Origin of the sequence: Agarivorans sp. OAG1 (assembly GCF_037076485.1) — a bacterium.
Lineage (GTDB): Bacteria > Pseudomonadota > Gammaproteobacteria > Enterobacterales > Celerinatantimonadaceae > Agarivorans > Agarivorans albus.
In genome coordinates, this window is the sequence record NZ_AP028990.1 from 2,689,588 (window position 1) to 2,712,280 (window position 22,693).

Annotated in this window: 22 protein-coding genes; 11 read left to right on the forward strand and 11 right to left on the reverse strand. The window is 42.8% G+C overall.

Annotated elements, in window-relative coordinates; genetic code table 11:
* Positions 1-48: 48 nt before the first annotated feature.
* Positions 49-909: a polysaccharide lyase family 7 protein gene (locus tag OAG1_RS12310; protein ID WP_338621482.1), complete on the reverse strand. Its 861-nt coding sequence runs from the start codon at positions 907-909 to the stop codon at positions 49-51.
* Positions 910-1,210: 301 nt separating this feature from the next.
* Between OAG1_RS12310 and yfcE the strand changes: the two genes are divergently transcribed.
* Both yfcE and OAG1_RS12320 read left to right on the forward strand, forming a co-directional pair.
* Positions 1,211-1,762, forward strand: a complete 552-nt coding sequence (yfcE, locus tag OAG1_RS12315; RefSeq protein WP_338621483.1) for a phosphodiesterase — start codon at positions 1,211-1,213, stop codon at positions 1,760-1,762.
* 277 nt (positions 1,763-2,039) lie between these two features.
* Positions 2,040-3,080, forward strand: coding sequence for a polysaccharide lyase family 7 protein (locus OAG1_RS12320; protein WP_338621484.1), 1,041 nt, complete (start codon positions 2,040-2,042; stop codon positions 3,078-3,080).
* Between the two features lie 201 nt (positions 3,081-3,281).
* On the opposite strand, the gene OAG1_RS12325 is transcribed toward OAG1_RS12320, so the two are convergent.
* Complete coding sequence (locus OAG1_RS12325; RefSeq protein WP_016401123.1) at positions 3,282-3,716, reverse strand: universal stress protein; 435 nt, start codon at positions 3,714-3,716, stop codon at positions 3,282-3,284.
* Between the two features lie 417 nt (positions 3,717-4,133).
* Between OAG1_RS12325 and OAG1_RS12330 the strand changes: the two genes are divergently transcribed.
* Positions 4,134-5,558: a cellulase family glycosylhydrolase gene (locus tag OAG1_RS12330; protein ID WP_338621485.1), complete on the forward strand. Its 1,425-nt coding sequence runs from the start codon at positions 4,134-4,136 to the stop codon at positions 5,556-5,558.
* Positions 5,559-5,648: 90 nt separating this feature from the next.
* Here the strand turns inward: OAG1_RS12330 and OAG1_RS12335 are convergent, their stop codons facing one another.
* Complete coding sequence (locus tag OAG1_RS12335) at positions 5,649-6,194, reverse strand: outer membrane beta-barrel protein (RefSeq protein WP_338621486.1); 546 nt, start codon at positions 6,192-6,194, stop codon at positions 5,649-5,651.
* A 290-nt stretch (positions 6,195-6,484) separates the two neighbouring features.
* Between OAG1_RS12335 and OAG1_RS12340 the strand changes: the two genes are divergently transcribed.
* The 3 genes from OAG1_RS12340 (at position 6,485) to OAG1_RS12350 (ending at position 8,652) form a co-directional block, all read left to right on the forward strand.
* The gene (locus tag OAG1_RS12340) at positions 6,485-7,474 is read left to right on the forward strand and encodes a DUF2333 family protein (RefSeq protein ID WP_338621487.1); all 990 of its coding nucleotides are present in this window, start codon (positions 6,485-6,487) and stop codon (positions 7,472-7,474) included.
* An 87-nt stretch (positions 7,475-7,561) separates the two neighbouring features.
* Positions 7,562-7,855, forward strand: coding sequence for a DUF1244 domain-containing protein (locus OAG1_RS12345; RefSeq protein WP_338621488.1), 294 nt, complete (start codon positions 7,562-7,564; stop codon positions 7,853-7,855).
* A 107-nt stretch (positions 7,856-7,962) separates the two neighbouring features.
* Positions 7,963-8,652 carry a DUF2982 domain-containing protein gene (locus OAG1_RS12350; RefSeq protein ID WP_338621489.1) on the forward strand — a complete coding sequence of 230 codons (690 nt, stop codon included), beginning with the start codon at positions 7,963-7,965 and terminating at the stop codon, positions 8,650-8,652.
* Between the two features lie 47 nt (positions 8,653-8,699).
* On the opposite strand, the gene lpxM is transcribed toward OAG1_RS12350, so the two are convergent.
* From lpxM to OAG1_RS12365, 3 genes are all read right to left on the reverse strand, one after another.
* Positions 8,700-9,647 carry a lauroyl-Kdo(2)-lipid IV(A) myristoyltransferase gene (gene lpxM, locus OAG1_RS12355; protein WP_338621490.1) on the reverse strand — a complete coding sequence of 316 codons (948 nt, stop codon included), beginning with the start codon at positions 9,645-9,647 and terminating at the stop codon, positions 8,700-8,702.
* Between the two features lie 90 nt (positions 9,648-9,737).
* The gene (locus OAG1_RS12360) at positions 9,738-10,067 is read right to left on the reverse strand and encodes a hypothetical protein (RefSeq protein ID WP_220718180.1); all 330 of its coding nucleotides are present in this window, start codon (positions 10,065-10,067) and stop codon (positions 9,738-9,740) included.
* 67 nt (positions 10,068-10,134) lie between these two features.
* Positions 10,135-11,151, reverse strand: a complete 1,017-nt coding sequence (locus tag OAG1_RS12365) for an adenosine deaminase (protein WP_338621491.1) — start codon at positions 11,149-11,151, stop codon at positions 10,135-10,137.
* A gap of 133 nt (positions 11,152-11,284) precedes the next feature.
* Here OAG1_RS12365 and OAG1_RS12370 point away from each other — a divergent pair, with 133 nt between their 5' ends.
* The 3 genes from OAG1_RS12370 (at position 11,285) to asnB (ending at position 15,506) form a co-directional block, all read left to right on the forward strand.
* Positions 11,285-12,034, forward strand: a complete 750-nt coding sequence (locus OAG1_RS12370) for an HAD-IIA family hydrolase (protein ID WP_016401134.1) — start codon at positions 11,285-11,287, stop codon at positions 12,032-12,034.
* A gap of 20 nt (positions 12,035-12,054) precedes the next feature.
* Entirely contained in the window at positions 12,055-13,647 is a 1,593-nt protein-coding gene (locus OAG1_RS12375; RefSeq protein ID WP_338621492.1) for a cation:proton antiporter family protein, read from the forward strand.
* Between the two features lie 194 nt (positions 13,648-13,841).
* A complete protein-coding gene (gene asnB / locus OAG1_RS12380) occupies positions 13,842-15,506 on the forward strand; it encodes an asparagine synthase B (RefSeq protein ID WP_016401136.1) in 1,665 nt (554 codons plus the stop codon).
* 97 nt (positions 15,507-15,603) lie between these two features.
* On the opposite strand, the gene OAG1_RS12385 is transcribed toward asnB, so the two are convergent.
* The 4 genes from OAG1_RS12385 to apt form a co-directional block, all read right to left on the reverse strand.
* Positions 15,604-16,026 (reverse strand): DUF3010 family protein, encoded by a 423-nt coding sequence (locus tag OAG1_RS12385; protein WP_338621493.1) that lies wholly within the window; start codon positions 16,024-16,026, stop codon positions 15,604-15,606.
* Between the two features lie 93 nt (positions 16,027-16,119).
* Positions 16,120-16,446 carry a YbaB/EbfC family nucleoid-associated protein gene (locus OAG1_RS12390; protein ID WP_016401138.1) on the reverse strand — a complete coding sequence of 109 codons (327 nt, stop codon included), beginning with the start codon at positions 16,444-16,446 and terminating at the stop codon, positions 16,120-16,122.
* 71 nt (positions 16,447-16,517) lie between these two features.
* A complete protein-coding gene (dnaX, locus tag OAG1_RS12395; RefSeq protein WP_338621494.1) occupies positions 16,518-18,821 on the reverse strand; it encodes a DNA polymerase III subunit gamma/tau in 2,304 nt (767 codons plus the stop codon).
* Positions 18,822-18,835: 14 nt separating this feature from the next.
* Positions 18,836-19,381, reverse strand: a complete 546-nt coding sequence (gene apt, locus OAG1_RS12400; protein ID WP_016401140.1) for an adenine phosphoribosyltransferase — start codon at positions 19,379-19,381, stop codon at positions 18,836-18,838.
* A 433-nt stretch (positions 19,382-19,814) separates the two neighbouring features.
* Here apt and OAG1_RS12405 point away from each other — a divergent pair, with 433 nt between their 5' ends.
* Together OAG1_RS12405 and OAG1_RS12410 are read left to right on the forward strand one after the other, a co-directional pair.
* Positions 19,815-20,756 (forward strand): tRNA-dihydrouridine synthase, encoded by a 942-nt coding sequence (locus OAG1_RS12405; RefSeq protein WP_338621495.1) that lies wholly within the window; start codon positions 19,815-19,817, stop codon positions 20,754-20,756.
* A 180-nt stretch (positions 20,757-20,936) separates the two neighbouring features.
* Positions 20,937-21,311, forward strand: coding sequence for a TraR/DksA C4-type zinc finger protein (locus OAG1_RS12410; protein ID WP_016401144.1), 375 nt, complete (start codon positions 20,937-20,939; stop codon positions 21,309-21,311).
* 72 nt (positions 21,312-21,383) lie between these two features.
* Here the strand turns inward: OAG1_RS12410 and OAG1_RS12415 are convergent, their stop codons facing one another.
* Entirely contained in the window at positions 21,384-22,406 is a 1,023-nt protein-coding gene (locus OAG1_RS12415) for a porin (RefSeq protein ID WP_338621496.1), read from the reverse strand.
* Positions 22,407-22,693: the final 287 nt, after the last annotated feature.

Here is a 22,693-nt window from a genome sequence, read left to right on the forward strand (position 1 = left end):
TAAGGGCTCTCGCGTGGTGGCACGCGAGAGCTCACCAGGTGCAGGCTTCTATTTAGGCTCAGCCGCTGAATACTCAAGCTTGTAGAAATGTGCTTCACTCATACCATGGGTAAATTGGTTGTATACGCCGGCTTTAAAGTAACTTAACAGGTGACGCCAATAATCAATGTCGTGCTTAACGAGGTTGGTACCGTCTACGTCAACCGATAGCGTTTTGTTGCCTACGGTAATATCAAAAGCGGTAGTTTTGCCTGTCGGCGCCTTACCCAAATCAATGTGGCTATAAGCAACATCAGGCTTACACATATTTTTGTCTTTATTTTTTTTACCAAAGGACCCTTTGCAAATGACTGCATTGTTTTTGATGATTGCCCAAAAATGACCTTTCACGCCATTAGCATCACGCTTCCATACCACCCTCAATAAGGGGTGCGGTACATTGTGTGTGCCTTCGTCATCTAAGCCTTTGTTATGCACTTGTAGAAAAGTAATCTCATCTTGTTTTGAATCTGAGTCTTTCATTGAAGCTTCAGGGTCAATCATTTCAACAGAGGCGCGTAATGAGTAAAAATGATCAGGTAAATCGGTACGGAAGTTTTTATGCACTCGAACTTCATTACGTAAATGATCGTTCTTCATTTTGAAGACCAGCGCTTCGCTTGTTTTATCTACATAAAAGTAAGGATTTACGATGCCAGTAAAATCTCCATCTAGCGCAAAGTATTCCTTATTGCCTTTCTTACCTTCAGCATCTGAAATTTGCAGCTCAGATTCGCTTAAAACATGTTGAAACTGAGGATAGTTAACCGGCTCGCCCAAGCTACCATTGTTATCAGAAAACTGAACATTGGCTGAGGCCAATGTGGAAACAGCAAGTAAAGCAGATAGAGCGAGTAGATGGTTTTTCATAAGGCCTCATTAATGTAGTATCATCATACTAATAAATATTTAGCATATTCGAACAACAATAAAAGCCACTTAACACGATAGTGTGCACCAAGGCTCAAAAGTAATGAGTTAGAACTAGCTCGATGAATTGTTAACTGGACAGGATGATTCTGCATTACCGGAATCTTAGGGCTTGGCGAAGGGAGTTCTCACTATTAGTTGTTCTTGTCTGTTCAGTTTCCTATTTAAAGCGCTAAAATAAACACCCAAGGTGCTAAAAAAGCTTTAGCAACTCTTCTCAGCTTCACTCAAAGGACAACTTATGCTGTTTGTATGTTCTGATATTCATGGCGACCACCAAGCCCTAACACTCACTTTAGCCGCTTTTAAACGCAGCGGAGCTTCGCATTTAATTAGCTTGGGAGATGTGCTTAACCACGGGCCTCGTAACTCCGTACCCGCTCACTATGCACCTTTAAAGGTAGCGGAAGACTTAAACAACATCGCTGATAAAATTATTGCGGTTAGAGGGAATTGCGATAGCGAAGTAGATCAAGCCCTGTGTCACTTTCCACTATTAGCTGAATACAACCAAATGCTTTTAGGAACACGCAAAATATTTTTGTGTCATGGCCATAATTATGGACCAAACAAACTGCCGCCTTTAAGCCCTGGAGACATATTGGTGAGCGGCCACAGCCATATTCCGCAAGCCCAACAACAAGACGGGCACTTTGTGCTTAATCCCGGCTCGGTATCAATGCCTCGACTAGACTGGCAAGCCAGTTACGCTTTAATCACTGAACAGCAAATACAAGTATGTAGTCTTGTTGATCACCAAAAGCTACTGAGCTGCCCTTTAGATAAAAACTAAACTAACAACTAGCAGAGCCAGCCTCTGTTAGCACTAATTTGCTTTGACTTATTAGTTAAAATCGCCGTGCTTACCGGCGAACATTGCGCATGTGATACAAGCTGTTCCCACCACAAACTGTGATGTACAGCAAAATTTATAAATGAAACTCTCAAAAACAGAAAGCAATATGAATAATTGCCAAGGTCATCATATTTAATAATACAATAGTATTATAACGTTTCCCTGTTCACGAAAACTCCGTCTACGAGTTACATTTAACTAACAGGGAACTATCATGAAAAAGATTTATGTCGCTTGTGCCGTAGCTGCACTGTTTACAGGTACAGCTGGCGCAGCGAATACACCGACCGATTACCAGCTTGAATTAATGTCGAAGCTGGATGCCTCTAAAGCCCCGGCGCAAAACTTCGAAATGCGTAAGTGGAAAATTAACTTACCCTACCCTGATACCAAGCCTGAGCGCGAAGGTAAAACCATGGAAGTGTATGCATCTCAGCTAAACGATGCAGAAAATCCATTCTCACATCCAGAATGGTTTTACACCAACGCAGAAACTGGCGCCATGGTATTTAAAGTACCTAATGAAGCGGTGACCACTCCTAACAGCAAAAACGCTCGTAGTGAATTACGCGCAATGTTAAACGTGAACTTACCTACTGGGTATAAAGATCCAAGCACCAATTTTGTATTGGCTTCTCACGACAATGCGGCAGCTTACGGCTCTATTGGCGGACGCATGAGCGCAGCCTTAAGTGTTGACCATGTAAGCCTAAGTGGTAACGATGCAAAAATGGGTGCTCACTCGGTGGTTATTGGCCAGATCCATGGTTCAAATAATGAACCTTTAAAGATCTTCTTCCGCAAATTGCCAAACCATGAGCATGGTTCACTATTCTGGAACTATGAAATTAATCCTAAAGACAAGAAAGACCGTTTCGATATTCCTCATAACATCTTCGGCCAGTACAACTTGACCAAAGAAGATAAAGATCCAGTTGGCGGCATCAAGCTGGGTGAATTGTTCTCTTATGACGTTGATATTGTTGACAACATAATGAACCTCACCTTTACCAAAAACCCAGGTGAAGCCAATGAGCAAGTTGTCACGTATAGGGTTAACTTAGCTGAACCTAACTCTGCTTCTGACTTAGATACCAGCTACGCGCAAGATTGGATGTACTTTAAAGCAGGTGCTTACAACCAGTGCAATATCAAACCTAAAACCAATACTTGGAGCTCGGGCTGTAGTAATAATGGCTTAGATGCTGGTGATTACACACAAGTAAGCTTCTATAAACTTAACCTTATCCAATAAGGCTAAATAAGCTAACAACTCCGTTTATAAACACAAGCCCTTGGCATGAAAATGCCAAGGGCTTTTTAATCACAAGTAAAGCTATAACACTTAAGCCTTCATCAACAATAGAAGGCCAAAAAGCGCAGTAGAGATGAGGCGTTAAACAAAGAAATACTCATCGGGCTCTGGTTACACCCGATGTGTATTATGCCTAACCGCTCACTGATCGATAGGTATAACCAGCAGATCTATCGAGACGTTATTTACCAGCTCATGATGTTTAGATGCTAAACGATGCCAGAACCCATTATCATGACCACATACGATTAAGTCAGCGCCTACCTCGGCCACTGTTTCATCTAAGCGGGCACTTAAATCACCTTGCATAACAAACTGGTTCTCAATGGTGTAATTAGTATCCACCACCAAGGCGTTAAGCTTGTTAGCAAACTCTTTAAGGCTAGGATGCATCGGTTCTATGGCTGCTAAATCAAGATCAATTAGCCCACTGAATGCTGAATCGTTAGCGCTTTCATCAACAAAAATCAGTGATACTTTTGCATCGAGTGGTTTCGCTAGCAGGATGACTTTGTCGATTATTCGTCTGCTGTTTTCAGAGAGGTCGACGGCGACTAAAATGTGACGATAGCTCATGATGTGCTCCTCGTAATTTATTTAATCACTTTAAGCTTAGCAGTGGAAATACGCCTTAGACGGACTTGGCGCACATGCCAAGGGAATATTTGAAGCTAACTTGAGCTTGGTCATTATTAGCAGCAAAACAAGGTATCAGAGGCAACAAAAACCAACATAGCCGCTCGCTTATAAGCATTCATGGTTTAGCCTCCCTTTTTTTGACAAGTAGATAATTACTGTTAAGTGCTACACAGCTAGTTTCTCTTATTTAATCAGCGGCTTTGTGAGCAAGCTCATGCTGACCATGAAACAACAAGAAATTTACCTATCTATTTCAGCCAGTTATGCGGCTTTCCAACTTTTTTACTCGGCTAACTCGGGTAGCATCATCTTTAAGTAAGTTGTTAACTTCACCCTTAAATGTGAGAGCCTAAAATGACCGAACGTCGAACAAACCATCGCTTCGCAGCTAAGCTGATTTTGCTTGGTTTCATCTCGCCTCTTGCAGTTGCGGCCGACTGCGAGTACTCCATAACCAATCAATGGGACCAAGGCTTTCAGGCACAAGTGACCATAACAAATACCGATTCAACTAACATCGAGCGTTGGCAAGTTAATTGGCAATATCAACAAGGCTCTCAACTTAGCTCTAGCTGGAATACGGTTTTAAGCGGAAATAACCCTTACAGCGCAAGTAACCTTTCGTGGAACGCGACTATAAAGCCAGGGGAGTCGGTTGAATTTGGTATTCAAGGCACCATGAACGGCAACAGTGCGGAACAACCAACGCTTACTGGCGATGTTTGCTCTAACCAAACTCCACCACCTCCCAGTGAGAAGCCTGCTATAACCGCTATAGACGCTGCGGCAGCAATGGGCACCGGCTTTAACTTAGGGCAAATGTTCGACAACCAACAACATGCGGCTACCCTAACCGAAGCTTCAGGAAAAATAGATGCTTATTACGAGCAAGGTTATCGTAATGTTAGAATTCCGATTAGTTGGACCATAGAGATATCAGGTTCAACCATTGCTGACGAAACAGGAAAAATAGACCTTAACAATGCTCGCCTTAAAGAGATAATAAAAACTGTCGACCATGCCCTAGCTTATGATGATATGTTCGTAGTTATTAATGCTCACCATGAAGCCGTAATCAAAGACAATAGTGATGCGGTGATGTTAGAAACCCTATGGACTGATATTAGTGCTCTATTTAAAGACCGCAGTAACCGCCTCATTTTTCAAATTTTAAACGAACCGCACTTAAGTAATAGCGAAGCCATGCTTCCGTCAAAGCTACGCCACATGACAGGTTTGGCATATAACAAGATCAGAGAACAAAGTCCAAATCGGATTGTTGTAATTGGTGGAAACCAATGGTTTGGCGCTCATGAGATGGCACGAACCTGGCCAAACTTAGACGCTGTTGGAGGAGGCAATGACCCCTATGTGATGGCCGCATTCCACCATTACAATCCTTGGTCTTACCACGGTGAAGGTAACTTATCGACTAAGTGGACTGAATCTGACATTAGTGACCCAATTAGAACCATGCAACAATGGGCAAACGGTGTGGGTCAAGGTATGCCAATCTACATCAGTGAATGGGGTACTAATTGGCAAAAATATAAAAGCCAAATGGATTGCAACAATATTAGAGCTTGGTATGAGTTACTGGACTCTAAACATGCAAAAGCAGCAGGCATTCCCACTTCTGTGTGGGACGATGGAGGTTGGTTTATGATCTATGATCACCGCACCAATGCCTACAACAACAACCTTTATCAGTGCATTATTCAAGGCTCTTGTGAGTACAGCAGTAATGACAGCAGCCGAATCAATGCGGCCTGTAAGTAGCGCAACTAAAACCCACTATTTTATACTTCCCGCGACTACTCTGTCGCGGGCAACCTTTGAGCACTAGAGACAGCATTCAAAGCGTGATTGTTAACCGCGATAACCAATACTAAATACCCCACCCTCTGTCACAGAATTATAACCAATGCCAAACACTAAATGCCGAGTTAAAGCATAACGAAGCCCAACTTCGCCGCCCCAGTTTCGCTTGGTATCGGTATACCATTCTGGCTTACAGTCGGTGCAAAACTGGGTAATACCGTCAGTGTATTCGGTGGTGTCTTCTAACATTGCTCCACCGCCATAAACACTCAAATTATTGGAGAGGCTGTAACTCACCCCTAGCCTTAACATGGTTAAGTCTCTTTTACCTTCTGCAGGTGCTTCAAAGCCTAAGTCTTCTTCTTTTGATCTGCCATAACCGAGGTAGTAACCCCAATTAGGGTAGCTTTTGTCGTAATGATTTACCGCAACGGTCAAGCCCAACATAGGTTGGTCGGGATGTTGGTAATCGAGAAATACCGCAGCCCACGGATAAGCGTTGGTGTTTTCTTGTTGCTGTTGGGCAACAGCCTGAGCAGACATTGTGATAGCAAATACTGTAATACTGGGTTTTACTAACTTGGAGATGTGCACGAAATTCTCAACCTTTTAAACCTTACCTCCCTGTAAACCAATAATCTGCGGCAGATAATGGCAGTTATTAGTCCTTAAAAAAACCGTAAGCACTGCTTTTGCTCAAATTATTAGGATAATTTGCTAAATACTTGAGAGCGCCTTGAGTTTGCTGCTCGTAACCTAGCTAGAAAAGCAAGGTATGACAGTTGAGGCTCTCTTGTCTCACCGCAATTAGATTTTGCATAAGCTATTGATTAAATTGCTTACTTGACTATGCTGAGAACATAAATCTTGTTGAGGATGTATTTATGTTTCAGCTTACTGGCCGTAAGGTTGTTGTTTTCTTTTTGGTGTTTTTCATCATTAACTACATCATTGCAGTGTTTTGGAGCATTGAACCAGACCGAATCGAAGTCAAAGAATATGTACTTGAGCAAGCAGTGGCAAACGGTGAAGAAGCGGTAACCGGATATGCCACCACCACTGCATTGATGTTTGTGGCTGAAACCCTGCTAAACAAATCGGGCGGTTACTTAAGTAACGATAAAATGCCTCCCAGCGTATTTATGGACAACATGCCAAGTTGGGAGCTTGGTGCATTAAACCAAGTTCGAGATTTATCGCTGATTATGCGTAAAGATTTTAGCCGCTCTCAAGCGCAATCGGTAGAACATGCCCAGCTTAAAGTCGCCCAGCCTAAGTTCAATATTGACCATACTTCATGGCAGCTTCCAAGTGCAGAGCGCGAATATCAAGATGCTATAGATGCCCTTGCAATTTATCGCGCCCAATTAGCCGATCCTAAAGACCCAAATGCGCAGTTTTATGCTCGTGCCGACAACTTAGTTACTTGGCTTAACGAAGTACAATCACGCCTGGGAAGCATGTCGCAGAAGCTTTCAGCCTCGGTAGGCCGAGAACGAATTAACACTAGCTTAGTGGGCGATGAAGGTGCTGCGCAATCTACCTTTGCTCCATCTGAAAGCATGGTGAAAACCTCTTGGTGGAAAATTGATGACGTGTTCTACGAAGCTCGCGGCGAAGCGTGGGCATTGTTGCACTTTTTCCAAGCAGTAGAAGTAGACTTTAAAGGCGTATTAGAGAAGAAGAACGCTACAGTAGCAGTTCGCCAAATTGTTCGCGAGTTAGAAGCGACCCAAGAAACCGTATGGAGCCCAATGATCTTAAACGGCACAGGTTTTGGCCTGATGGCTAACCACTCTCTAGTAATGGCTAACTATGTATCACGTGCCAATGCGGCCATTATTAATTTGAATAATTTGCTTACCAAAGGCTAATTTAGCTACCAGGCATTACCAAAAGCAGCGTTGATTCGCTGCTTTTGTGCATTTACACTGGCTTAACTTTTACCAAGGATAAGTAACATGGACAAACAACAAGCAATTGAAGCTGCCACTTTTCGCCGTTTGCTGGAACACCTAGACCAACACAAAGAAGTACAAAACATTGAGCTGATGAACTTAGCTGATTTTTGTCGAAACTGTTTAGCCAAGTGGATGATGGCAGCAGCTGAAGAGCAAGGTGAAAGCCTTAACTATGATGAAGCAAGAGAAAAAGTGTATGGCATGCCATATTCAGAGTGGAAAGAGCGCCACCAACTGCCAGCTACCGATGAGCAAATGGCCATTTTCAACGCTAAACAAGCTGCTAAAAAGTAATACGCTAAGGTGAAGTGAGCTTTCTTCTTTCACTAACCATTGTAATGAACATTTAGCCAATCCGGTCCGTATATCTAAGTATCACGGTAAATGATTGAGGTAACACAATGCCAAAATCAGTATGGATAAAAAGCAAGGCCAGCAACAACGCCAAAACCTTAGTTCTTGCTGGCTCCCTGCTAGTATTTATTGGAATAAGTACCCTCTACGTTCCTGCGGTATTGGTGTCGCTTATTGCTTCGGTGATTTTCTTTTTAGCATACTTAGGGATTAGAGTTGGCGTAGAAAAATGGATGCAACCGGTGTATTCAGTTGTATTGTGCTATGACCACATTCAATTTCACCATCGTTACGGCGGTTGGTGTTTGCCCTGGGATAAACTACAACGTATCGATGTGCCTAGGTTAAGCGACGGACTTAATTGGCACGATATGAACTACGTTGGCTTACGTTTGAGTGACCCAGATTATTTGCTCGACAGTCTGTCCCCTCGCCTATCTGCACATTTACTCACAGAGCAAAGAGCGGCTTTGCTCGCATCCTTGCGAAGAAGTTGTAAACATTGCCAAGACAGTAAAGTGAGTGACCATTTAATTGAAGACGATTATTTTAAATCGAGCAGTGGGAAAATTTACACCGGACTCACCGGCATGTTCGCAAACAGAATGAAAAAGCTTCGAGAGCTCACTGGCTATGACCTATTAATTGAGCAAGATATTCTTGACCGAGAACCAGAAGATTTCATTAGCTTAGTGCGTAACTACAAAAACCAAACTCTGCGCGAGCATAACGCCTAATCACCCACAAGCTCACTTAGAGCGCGATTACCAAAAACCAATACAGGTTAATAACGCGGCTGATCGCTACCTTCGACGGTACGCAATAACTTTAAGGTCCACATGTATTGCTCTGGCGAGCGAGAAATTAACTTCTCTACCTCTTGATTCATTCGCAAGGTATCTTGCGCAACATCTTTGCTGGGGAAGTCTTGCATAGCTGGATGAATGAACAACTTCACTTTATGTAATTCGCTGTCGTAACCCGCATAGATAGGCACCACCTTTGCGCCACTTAATTTGGTCATTTTACCCAATACCGGCAAAGTGGCTTTTTTAGTAGCAAATAATGGCGTCATTAAACTGGCTTCTGGACCAAAGTCCTCATCTGGTAAATAGATACACCCAAAACCGGCTCTTACTGCTTTGATCAGCGTTTTAATACCTGCATTACGTTCAAAAATAACGCCGCCAAAACGAGTACGTTGTTTTGCCATCGCCCAATCAACAATGGGGTCACCAGTTTTTTTAAACATGGTGCACATATCATGGCCGCGGGTACAAAAATAAGTCCCTAAAAAATCCACTGGGTAGGTATGTGGCAACAGAATTATAAAGTTTTCATTGTTATCGAGAATACTTTGAATATTCTCTTCACCATCAACCACAATACGGTTTTGCAGATAGCGTTTTGAGCGCACAGACATCTCGCCCGCTCCCAAAATAAGCTGAGCAAAAATCTGCATATTTTTTTGCATTAATTGCTCGCGCTGTTGCGCGGTCATATCGGGGAAACACAGCTTTAAATTAGTGTCGGCAATTGCACGGCGCTTCTTCAAGGCTTTAAGGTTAAAGATACGGTTGGCAATAGCTACGGCAATTTTATCTCGTAGCTTTACCGGCACATAGGCCAGCAGAATGATGAGTCCGCCCACCAACCAGGTGCCCCAATGCTTAGGGGCTAACCATGTTTTGGAAAACGATATAGAAAATGCTTGAGACTCAAACTTCGACATAGTCTAACAACACTACCTTAAGAAATTGATAAAACTGCGCGCCAGTTTACTCTGCAGTGGCGCTAAAGCAAGTTTACTCAAGGCGGTGAGTTACAAAATAGAGTGTGTAGCGTCCAAGTTACTCGATACGAAATGATCAAGCTGTGGCGCCATTAATAAGGGTTCGTCTTGCCAAATAATCGCTTTACGCATTTTTTGGCGTGCATCTAATACCATAGATTCAGATTCTTTTGAGCGTAACCAATGGTCTTTACTAGGCCACTGAGAGTAAGAAATCCACGTGCCGTCGGAGGCTTTATGCAAACGCGATCCCAATGCGGCACACTTATCAATATTAAAATGAATAATCTCTGACCAGCCTTCTTTAAAGGACTGAATATGCTCTTCATTTAACTTCCAACGAAACAACACAACAAACATCGACAATCTCCTTATTATTCTCGCTTAACATAACTATGGCTGTAGCCTGCCTTAAAACACAAGGTCTCTAGCTAAACTCTGCTAAACGGTTATCAATTAGTTGACTTAACTCACTTTTTCTTTGCTCACTGGCATAACTTGCGGCAACAGCGTTTTGGCAAAGCTGGGCAATCTGTCGCGGGCTCCAGGCAAAAGTTTCACTGCAGGCCTGCAAGTTATCCAGTAAATATCCACCAAAATATGCAGGATCGTCTGAGTTAATAGTAACCGCTAAGCCTTTTTGCAACATTTTCGGTAATGGGTGCTCACTTAAGTACTCAACCACCTTTAGTTTTACGTTACTAAACGGACAAACGGTTAAAGGCATTTGAGCGGCGGCAAGTTCTTTAACTAAAGTTTCATCTTCTAAACAGCGAACGCCATGGTCAATTCGGCTAACACCCAACAACTGCCAAGCGTTTGCCACATTGGCTGCTGGGCCTTCTTCTCCAGCATGAGCCACTCTTTGCAGCCCCAGTTGCTTGGCCATCGCAAACACTTGTTGGAACTTCTCAGGAGGATGACCTTGTTCACTAGAATCTAAGCCCACACCAATTATATGTTTAAGGTAAGGTTTAGCCGCTTCTAAAGTCTCTATTGCAGAGTCCTGCGATAAGTGGCGCAGAAAACACAATATATATTCGCTGGTTATTCCAAACTGGGTAAAAGCTTGTTGCTTAGCCCTCACCAGCCCATTAATCACTGTGCTTATTGCGATACCGCGTTCAGTGTGAGTTTGCGGGTCAAAGAATATTTCCGTATGTAATACATTATCGCGGTGGCAGGTTTCAAAGTAAGCCCAAGCTAAATCGAAAAAGTCTTGTTCTGTTTGCAACACTTCTGCACCTTGATAGTACAAATCTAGAAACTCTTGAAGGTTATTAAACTGGTAAGCTTTTCTTAAGTCTTCGACGCTGGCATAAGGCAAAGTAATATTGTTTCGTTTAGCTAGCTTGAACATCAACTCAGGTTCTAAGCTACCTTCAATGTGCAAATGCAGCTCAACCTTTGCTATTTTTCTAATAAAATCTTGTTGATTAAACATCAATCTTTCCCTTCAACTGCTTGGATACTAATGAATATAAGCTATTTGTTGCCGTTAGGTTATTTTTCTCTAGCGCTTTTTAGTCACACTACGTTACTCTGAACTACGGATTATAGGGTTCTAAGGAAAAAGAATGAGCAAAGCAGTTATTTGTGACATTGATGGTGTACTACTACACGACAACCAACTGATAGACGGAGCCAAAGCATTTATTGAACGTTTACTGGCTAACGATACCAAGCTAGTAATTTTAACTAACTATCCTGCTCAAACTCCGCAAGATTTACAGAACCGCTTTCAAACTGCTGGAGTTGATATTCCAGAAAGCTGTTTTTATACCTCAGCGATGGCTACCGCAGATTTTCTTAAACGCCAAGAAGGTAACAAAGCCTATGTTATTGGCGAAGGCGCGTTAATTCATGAACTTTATAGCGCTGGATTTACCATCACCGACATTAACCCCGACTTTGTAGTGGTGGGCGAAACCAAAAACTACAATTGGAATATGATTCAACATGCGGCAAAATTTGTTGCACAAGGCGCGCAGTTTATTGCCACCAACCCAGACACTCACGGACCAAACATGAGCCCAGCTTGTGGGTCACTGTGTGCCCCTATCGAACGAATTACCGGGCGCGAACCCTTTGTCGTTGGTAAACCCTCTGCTTGGATTGTACGTGCGGCTCTCAATAAAATTGGCGCACATGCAGACGACACCGTGATTATTGGTGATAACCTACGCACTGATATACTGGCTGGCTTTCAAGCTGGTTTAGAAACAATTTTAGTACTATCTGGTGTGAGCAGTGAAGCCGACATTGAAATGGTACCCTTTAGACCGAACTATGTTTTCCCTAACGTGGCAGCAATCGACATAATATAACGATAAAGATTTAGCACTTAATGGATATTTCTATACTAATAACAGTGACGTTTTTGGCAGGATTTCTTGCTCATTTAGCGCACTTACCCCCTCTAATTGGATTTTTGGCCGCCGGTTTTGCCTTACGCGAAATGGGTTATGAACAAAATGAATTGATCTCTACGGCAGCAGATTTAGGTGTAACATTACTGCTGTTTACCGTTGGGTTAAAACTAGATATACGTACCTTGTTTAAGCGCGAAGTTTGGGGAACCGCTACCGCGCATATGGGTACCAATATGCTGCTGTTTGTAGGCACGCTATCAGCCGTTAAATGGTTTGGTATAAGCAGCATTGGTGAGCTGTCTACCACTGGTATTGTTGTATTGTCTTTTGCATTGTGTTTTTCCAGTACAGTATTTGCAGTAAAAGTATTAGAAGACAAGAGTGAAATGAATGCACTGTATGGCCGCGTGGCTATTGGTGTATTGATTATGCAGGACATCTTTGCGGTAGTATTCCTGGCTGCTACCACTGGCAAAGTTCCAACCATGTATGCGCCACTACTATTGCTGTTATTGCCGCTACGGCCAGTGTTGTATCGTTTGCTAAACCGCGTAGGCCACGGCGAATTGCAGCTAGTTTTAGGCTTCTTTTTAACTTTTGTTCTAGGCGCGCAACTATTCGACAGCGTTGGCCTTAAATCAGATTTAGGTGCGCTAATTATAGGCATGTTGCTAGCAGGCCATCCCGCTGCAAGTGGCATGGCAAAGGCCTTATTTAGCTTTAAAGAACTCTTTTTAGTTGCCTTCTTCCTATCGATTGGTTTATCCAGTGAGTTAAGCTTCGAATCTATCTATATCGCACTATTCTTAGTGGGCATTCTAGTGATAAAAACAGCATTTTATTTGCTGTATTTACTGCAATTTAGATTACGTTCGCGAACCGCATTTCTAGGTGCTGTGAGCTTGGCAAACTACAGCGAATTTGGCTTGATTGTAACGGCTGTTGCAGTGCAACTTGGCTGGCTACATGGCGACTGGATGGCAACCTTAGCAATGGCTGTAAGTATTAGCTTTTTGGTGGCGGCTCCTATCCACAAAAACGCCGATATCATTTACCAGTTTATTCGCCCAAGCCTAAAACGCTTACAGCGCTCTAAGTTGCACTTAGAAGACCAACCTATCGAGCTTGGGCAAATGCAGGTAGTAATATTAGGCATGGGCCGAATTGGTGAAGGTGCCTACGATATGCTGCAGCAACACTATCCCGATTTGGTTATCGGTATTGATACCGACCTTGAGAAAATTCAGCACCAAATTGAAAGTGGCCGAGCAGTAATTCAAGGTGACGCTACTGACTCCGATTTTTGGGAAAAGTTAGCCCCCTCAAAAGATTTAAAACTGGTATTACTGGCAATGCCCCATCACCATGGTAACCAATACGCATTAAAGCAACTTAAGAAAGGTGAGTTTAATGCCAAAATTGCCGCCATTGCGCAGTTCGCGGATGATGTTGAAAAGCTAAAACGCCTTGGTGCAGACGAAGTCTTCAACCTCTACAATGAGGCCGGTGCGGGTTTTGCCGACCACGTACACTCGCAACTCATTGATAGCAATAAACCACATGAATAAAGCTTAAAATTTGCAAAAAGACTTACAAAAATAGCCAGTTTGTTAATAATTCTTAGTTTTCTGGCTTTTTTTAGCAAAAAATGTCATTCAGGACTTGCAATAATTTCTGATCTTGGCAAATTGAGGGCAATATTGGAACAAATGGCGAAGTACCATTTGTTCGAGAGTAAACACAAAGTAGTTAAGGGAAGAGTATGTGTTCCATATTTGGAGTTCTAGACATTAAATCTGACCTCAGTGTATTGCGTAAGCAAGCACTTGAGATGTCAAAACGTTTACGCCACCGTGGCCCGGATTGGTCAGGTATTTACACTTCAAAAAATGCCATCTTAGTGCATGAGCGTTTATCTATCGTAGACGTAAATACCGGCGCACAACCTCTTTATAATCCCGAAAAAACTCACGCTCTTGCGGTTAATGGTGAGATCTACAACCACAAAGATCTTAAAGCACAGCTTAATGTTGATTTTGAATTTCAGACAGAGTCTGACTGTGAAATCATCTTGGCCTTGTACAAAGAAAAAGGCATTGAGTTCTTAGACGACCTAAACGGTATCTTCGGTTTCTGCTTATACGACTCTGAAGAAGACGCCTACCTAATTGGTCGTGACCATATTGGTATTATTCCTCTTTACACTGGCTACGATGAGCACGGTAACTTCTACGTTGCCTCAGAAATGAAAGCATTGACGCCTATTTGTAAAACAGTGAGCGAATTCCCTCCTGGTCACTACTTATACAGCAAGAACGGCGAACCTGTTAAATACTACAAGCGCGATTGGATGGACTACAAAAACGTAGAAAACAACGACGCTAGTGTAGAAGATTTAAAAGTAGCTTTAGAAGCTGCGGTAAAACGCCAGTTAATGTGTGACGTACCTTACGGTGTATTACTCTCTGGTGGTTTGGATTCTTCGGTTATTTCTGCAATCACTAAAATGTATGCAGATAAGCGTGTTGAAGATAATGACAACTCTGAAGCTTGGTGGCCTCAACTGCACTCATTTGCAGTTGGCCTAGTAGGCTCGCCAGACCTAATTGCTGCACAAAAAGTTGCTGACCATTTAGGTACCGTGCACCACGAAATTCACTTTACCGTTCAAGAAGGTATTGACGCCATTAAAGACGTTATTTACCACCTTGAAACCTACGACGTAACCACCATTCGTGCGTCTACTCCTATGTATCTAATGGCCCGTAAGATTAAAGCGATGGGCATTAAAATGGTACTTTCTGGAGAAGGTGCTGATGAAATCTTCGGTGGTTACTTGTACTTCCACAAAGCGCCAAATGCTAAAGAATTCCACGAAGAAACCCTACGTAAGCTTGAGAAACTGCACATGTTCGATTGTAACCGTGCTAACAAATCTCTTGCTGCTTGGGGCATTGAAGGCCGTGTACCATTCTTAGACAAAGAGTTCATGGATGTTGCAATGCGCATAAACCCAGAAGCTAAGATGTGTGCCGGCGATAAAATTGAGAAGCACATTGTACGTGAAGCTTTTGAAGGTTACTTACCTGCTGAAGTGGCTTGGCGTCAAAAAGAGCAATTCTCAGATGGTGTTGGTTACTCATGGATTGACAGCTTAAAAGAGTTGGTTGAGTTGGAAGTCTCTGATCAAGAATTGTCGAATGCGGCCTTCCGCTTCCCAATTAATACGCCAGATACTAAAGAAGCGTACTTCTACCGCAGCATGTTTGAAGAACATTTCCCACAAGACTCTGCAGCAGAATGTGTACCTCACGGTAAGTCTGTAGCTTGTTCAACCCCTGAAGCGATTGCTTGGGATGAGAGCTTTGCAAACAACGCAGATCCTTCTGGTCGCGCAGTACTATCTGTACACAACGAAGCATACTAGTTACTAAAGCTTTACGCTTTAAACAAAAAACCGATGCTTTAGCATCGGTTTTTTATTGCGCGTAAATCCAGCCCTAAGGCTAGAATCTAAACGTTAATCAAGCCATACAAGCTACATAAGCAGTGGTAAACGATGCCTCTTGAAAGGCTTTAAGGCCCGTTGCAGAAAACTCTACCGGCATTGGGTTATCTTTTAGTACTTGCTTAGATTTAGTGGCTGAAACTAAGTCTACATTTAGCTCGCTAATTAACTCGATAGCCGCTTCTAATTTAAAGCCTACCGCACCACCGGCAAATTTACCTTTCATTGGGCGCTGCTTAATCGCCACTTTCTCAACCTTGTAATCACTCATCAATTTAGCAAAGGCGAACTGAAAATCACGTAAGTGCTGAGTGCTGTTTATGTCGCTTAAAGTAAGACGGCGCACACGACAATCTGGAATTTGAAACAATCCATCTTCCAGTGTTAGCAAGCTAACAATAACTTCATTACTTTTTATTTCGACACCGCATACTTTCATCTTGCTACCTATTTTAATCTACGTTCATGCAAAGTAAGTGTTGCACAAAAAAGGCCGCTATGCGGCCTAATCAATTTGCTGCTCTAAGCTAGCTTAGAATGGCATTTTCATACCTGGAGGCATTTGCATTCCACCAGTTACATCAGCCATTTTTTCTTTGCTGGTTTCTTCTACACGGCGAACTGCGTCATTAACTGCAGCAGCCAATAGATCTTCAATCATGTCTTTGTCATCGTCCATTAAGCTTTCATCTAGCTCAACACGACGAACGTTGTGGTTACCAAGCATAACAACTTTCACCAAGCCTGCGCCTGATTCACCAGTAACTTCCATTTTGGCGATTTCTTCTTGAGCGCGCTGCATTTTATCTTGCATTTGCTGCGCTTGCTTCATTAGGTTACCCATTCCGCCTTTAAACATAACTATTCTCTTCTCTTCTATTAGTTATAACTGCGACATTACATCTAGATTAATGTCGAAAATCAAGTTGTTCAGTGGTATTTCACACTGTCGTTATCTAATTCTGCGCCAAAGCGTTGCTGCAATACTTGGATATTAGGATCACCCAATAACCTATCAATGGCTGCATTGGTATTTTTTTGATGAAGTAACTGCGCCAACTCTAAAGGTGTTTTGCCATTTGAGTTTTCACCTACAGTTATTTCTAATTCAATTTCCTGCTGCAAGCACACGCTCAATTGCTGATTTAACTCTTCCACCGAGCTTGCTTTAGGCAAGTGAGATAACTCGGGTTTTAATAGCAACTTTACGGTGCTTTCAGAAAGTTGATACAAAGAGTTAATGGCTATTTGTCGAGCAATTGGCCCTAATTCCATAAACTTCACCATCTCGGACCAAGCTTCATCATTGTCGTTTGTAGTGGCGACAAAACTTACCGTTTCTACTTCCTCAACTGGTTCAACCGTTTCTGGCTGCACCTGTGAAAGATTATTAGAGGATGGCTCCGAAGCATTTGCTGGTGCTAAGTTTGGCTTTAGATTGGTAGAGGCGCCCGCCTCTTCAGACTTTTTTCCGGACTTTCCTCGCCCACGTAGCTGGCTTCTTAACTGCAGCAAAGATGCAGTTTCTTCTTTAGCCGGTGCTTGAGGAATATCTACTGGAGTAGCCTCGGGCATTGCAGCAGGCAAGTCTTGAGCTTGATATTCGGCAGCGTAATTAGGCTCTTCATATTCAGCCTCAGCATTCATGTCGGCAAACTGGGCATAATAACTATCATCAACCGTTGCTTGATCGGCACTAACAGCGGCTTGCTTGGTGTTTACCTGAGGAACAGCTTGAGCTGATGAAGATGGTGTTTGGGAAGGCGCCGGATGGCTTACCACTGGTGGCCTATTCCCTATACCCGCTTCTGCTGCTGGCTCTACAGGGCTGACAGCAGGTGATGCAGCTTGTTCAACTTGCTGTTGCTGTTGCTGTTGCTGTTGCTGTTGCTGTTGCTGTTGCTGTTGCTCAGAATTATCACCACGTAACTGATTTTTCAGCTTGGCAATGCTCTGCTCTCGCTGCACAACTCGCTCATCTTTATCAACAGGAGCCGGCGCATTATCGCTAATACGGGAAACTGCAGGAGCGGTAGGCATTTCGTAACCTTGCTGCGTCGCCTGTTCTAGAATTTCTTGTTGCTCTTTTACTAAGCTTTTATCCGCTAAATCTGCATTGCTCGGGCTATTTTCTTTAGTAATCGGGCTTGCTACTTCACCCTGCTCTGCCGGCTGAAATGCCAACATTCGTAACACGGTCATTTCGAAACCGCTACGTGGGCTTGGAGCGTAAGCAAAATCTCGCTTTCCAGTAATCACTATTTGATAAAGTAACTGCACCAGTTGAGCGTCAACTTGCTCTGCAAGCATTTGAATCGTTTCATCATGTTGGCTTGCTGGTAGCACCTGCGCCATCGCAACTTTATGAATAATCTCAGCGAGTTGTTGATGTAAGTGCTCGTAATCAGGCGACATACTCGCTAACTCTGAAATTTTGCTGAATACCGATTCTGTTTGCCCGGCAACGACATGACAAAGAAGCTGACGCAACTGATGAGGATCTAACACACCCAACATATTAAGTACTTGCTGGTAAGCTAGCTCTTGGTTAGACAAGGCTAACGCTTGATCAGTTAAGCTCAAAGCGTCTCGCATACTGCCATCGGCTGCATGGGCTAATGCGTTGAGCGCTGCAGGCTGATATTGACGCTGTTCAGCATCTAAAATATGCGCTAACTGCTGAGATATTTGTTCTTCACTCAGCGCTTTCAACTGAAATTGTAAACAGCGTGACAACACCGTAATCGGCAGTTTTTGCGGATCAGTGGTAGCAAGTAAAAATTTAACGTGCTCTGGTGGCTCTTCTAGCGTTTTTAGTAGTGCGTTAAAGCTATGGCGTGACAACATATGTACTTCGTCAATTAAGTACACCTTATAGCGGCCTTTGGCGGGGCTATACTGCACGTTGTCTAGAAGCTCTCGAGTATCTTCCACTTTAGTGCGCGAGGCAGCATCAATTTCTAACAAGTCAACAAAGTTACCTTGATCGACCTCTAGGCAATTACTGCACTTGCCACAAGGGTTAGAAGACACTCCTTGCTCACAATTGAGGCTTTTAGCAAACAAGCGCGCAATGGTTGTTTTACCCACACCGCGGGTGCCACTAAACAAATATGCGTGATGCAAACGCTGTTGGTCTAATGAGTTTATCAAGCCAGCTAGTACATGTTGCTGGGCAACAACTTGCTGGAATGTTCTGGGTCGCCATTTTCTCGCTAGGGCTTGATAATTCATTAAATGCTGTTGTCCTATTCGCCTTCGAACTCAACTAGATAAGTTGATTCTACTCCGAGTGTCGTTAATTTCTGTGCGCCAGGTAAGTCTACCAAATTAATGACAAAGGCCGCATAGTTGATTTCACCGCCTAACTGGCGAATTAACTTCACAGACGCCTCGGCGGTACCGCCAGTTGCGATTAAATCATCAACCAACAACACTTTGTCGCCAGGCTGAATAGCATCAGTATGTATTTCCAAAGTATCCATACCATATTCAAGCTCATAGCTTTCGCCAATGACTTCGCGAGGTAACTTGCCAGGTTTGCGAACCGGAATAAAACCAACCCCTAATGCCAGCGCTAGTGGTGCACCAAAAATAAAACCTCTTGCTTCGGTACCAACGATCTTGGTAATACCAAGGTTTTCGAAACGCTGTTGCCATTCATGAATAACCAAGGCAAAAGCCTTTGGATCTTCAATTAAACTGGTAACATCCCTAAACAATATCCCCTCTTTTGGATAGTTAGGGATAGTTTTAATTGCGTTCTTTATATACTCAAGATTAGCGCTGCTCATACCGGCTTCCATTTTCCAAAAAAAACGCCCAAACAGGATGGGCGTATTTACAATCTTTAATTATCTCAGTTTATGACGATAAAGCAACGAAGTGCTAACCTAGATAGTAGCCAAAAATTAGCCAAATATTTTTAGCAGAGACAAGCTCAAAGGTAGGGTTGGTAACAGCAGCGCCACTACAAAACCTAGGAAATAGAATACGTTATAATCTTCTTTAAACTGCTGGTCCATCTAAACTTCACCTTTAAACTAAATTCAATCAACATTGATCTAGATCAATTATACTTGAGCATCATCTCTACAAACACCCAACAAAAACATGGAAATAAACTGAGCATCCAGCTTATTCAGGCTAATAATTTGCGTAGCTAATTTGCTAGCAGCAGACACCACAAACCGTTAGAATGGCCGTTTTTTCAAACCAAGGTTTACTATGCGCGTAGTTTTAGCCCCAATGGAAGGCGTTGCAGACGCTTCCATGCGCCAGCTTTTGTCTAGTTGTGGTGGCTACGACTGGTGTGTAACAGAGTTCATTCGTGTTACTGACGTAGCCCTGCCCGACAAAGTATTTTACAAGTACTGCCCGGAGTTATATGAGCAAGGTTTAATCGCAGGCCACACTCCGGTTAGAGTACAGCTGTTAGGCCAGCATCCTGGCCCCATGGCAGCAAATGCGGTAAGAGCTATCGAACTTGGCTCTCATGGTTTAGATCTAAACTTTGGCTGTCCCAGCAATACTGTTACTGGTAGCTGTGGTGGTGCCTCTATGCTAAAAGCCCCTCAATCAATTTTTGATGTTGTCAGTGAAGTAAGAAAAGCGGTACCAAAGCACCATATTGTATCTGCCAAAATTCGCTTAGGTTGGGAAAACAAAGATGACTGTTTTGATATTGTACAAGCTGTGCAAGAAGCAGGCGCCAATGAGCTAACCATTCATGCGAGGACCAAGCTCGACGGTTACAAAGCGCCAGCGCATTGGCACTATATAAAGCAAGTTAAACAACAGTTCTCTATTCCTATTATTGCTAATGGAGAAGTTTGGAACCGAGAAAACTACTTACAGTGCAAAGAAGCCAGCGATTGTGAAGATGTAATGATTGGCCGTGGCGCACTTACTATTCCGAACCTTGCTAAAGTAGTACGAGGTGAAGAAGAGCCATTAGCTTGGTCTGCAGTAATTGAGCTGCTAATTCGCTACTCTCAGCACGAAATCACCAGTGAAAAAGCCAAGTACTACCAAAGCCGGGTGAAACAGTGGTTAAGATACCTTTCTGGCTACTACACCGAAGCCGACGATCTCTTTCGCAACATCAGAGTATTAAAAGATACCAATTCTATTGTTAAGCAAATCCGCTTACAGCAATGCAAAGATTGACCTTTCGTTAAGCTTGGCTTTACGTTTCTTCGCACTATTTGCTCATATTCTGTATTAGATCAACAAAACCCTAATAAAAGTAGTTATATAGCTTTTTAGTGTTTCGTTTTGATTCACATCATATCTCGGGGTTAGACCCGGTGTTTATACTGCTAGCTCATTTAATAATTGGGCTTAAACGTGGAATTTAGAGATTATCAGTTGCGACTCACGCAACAATTAGAGCAGTTAAAGTCTGAAATAATCTCAATTTTAACTGCCTCAGAAAAAACCAGCTTGAAGCTAACAGCTGACAAACTACAGTCTTTAACTAACGAAGAACTTATTGACCAGGCCCTGAAACTGCAGCTCTCAGAGCTAACGACTCAGTTAAAACAATTACAAAGGGTTGACGCAGCACTTTGCCAAATAGACTTAGGTTTATATGGATTGTGTAGCGACTGTGAAGAAGAGATTGAAATTGGCCGTTTAGAAAACGACCCAAGCACCCAACGCTGTCAACGCTGTAGTGACAAACACCGTATGTTTAAGCGGCGCGAAAGTTTCGCACTTTAAATAATACTGAAATCAGTAAATACAAAAAGGCCACCCTTAGGTGGCCTTTTTACTTCCATCTTCTTAAAAGAATTAGAAGTTGTAACGTACACCCACAGCTAAGCGGTTGTCGTCTTCTTTAGCACCAGATACAGACTTAGTAGTCTCGTCTTGGTACTCGGTGTACAAAAGAACGTTGTTCCAATCGTACATTGCACCAACTAAAGCAGTTTTTAGGTCAGCTGAAGAGTTTTTGTCTTCTTGAACGTTCCAACCAGTGTAAAGCTGTAGACCCATGTCTAGCGTGTAAGCGAATACACCTTCGTGGCCGATAGCTTTGTCAGATACGCCAGTAGCGCCTTCAAACTGTACGTGGTTTTTGAACTCACCGTAAGATACAGCAGCGTAGATTGGGCCTTGGTTGTAGCTAGCTGCTAACGCAGTAAGCTTAGCATCGCCATCGTTGAATACGTCTGATTTTTCAGCATCAGTACGGTTCATTTGGTGGTAAGTTGCACCAACATTTAGACCGAAATCGAAGTCATAAGAAACAGCACCAGAGTAGCTATCTTTACGACCTTCATCTTCATCAGCGAATTGGTACTGACCGCTTAAGTTAACGCCGCCAAAGCTACCGTTGTATTGAAGTGCGTCGTTAGCACGTGCAGTACCTACTTTATCACCGTTGTCGTAGATACCCATAGCAGAGCCACCGTATACCCAGAATACATCGGTTACGCCAGTGATAGTGTAGTAAGTAGACCATTGCTTACCGTAAGAAACAGAACCGTAGTCTGCGTGGTCAACTGCGATGAAACCTAAACGGTTGAAGAAAGGTGAGTTACTGTTGCCACTTGGGTTGTCTAGACCATATTCCATAGTAGCGCGAGCAGTAACATTTTCACTCATTTTGCGAGAGAAGTTTAGGTTAATACGTGAAGAGTTGTTTTCTGAACGAAGATCGCGCTCACCTTCGTTGTTAGCAGACTCAACCATAAGGTTAAGACGACCACCGATAGAAAATGCGTTTTCGCCGTCGTTGTAAATTTCTTGAGCGTTAGTTGCACCAGTTGCAAATAATGCTGGGATTGCGATTGCTAGAATAGTCTTTTTCAAAGTTCCACTGCCTATTTTGAGATTAATAATTTATCTCTTCCTTGACCCATTCATTCGTCCTTGGAATGGTTTCCTTGAGCAGTAAATTCCCTCTCACGGCCGACATATTTGCTGATAATGAGAGTGAAATCAACATTTTTTTGAAGTTTTTATGAACTTTTATGGTTAATTGAAAGTGCAATAGGCATATCAACAAAATAAAAATCTAAATAATGTCTATTTAATAGCAAACATTTAGGCAAGCTTAAGATTTAAAAAGCTTTTTAGGGAAAGTGAAGGAACAGAGC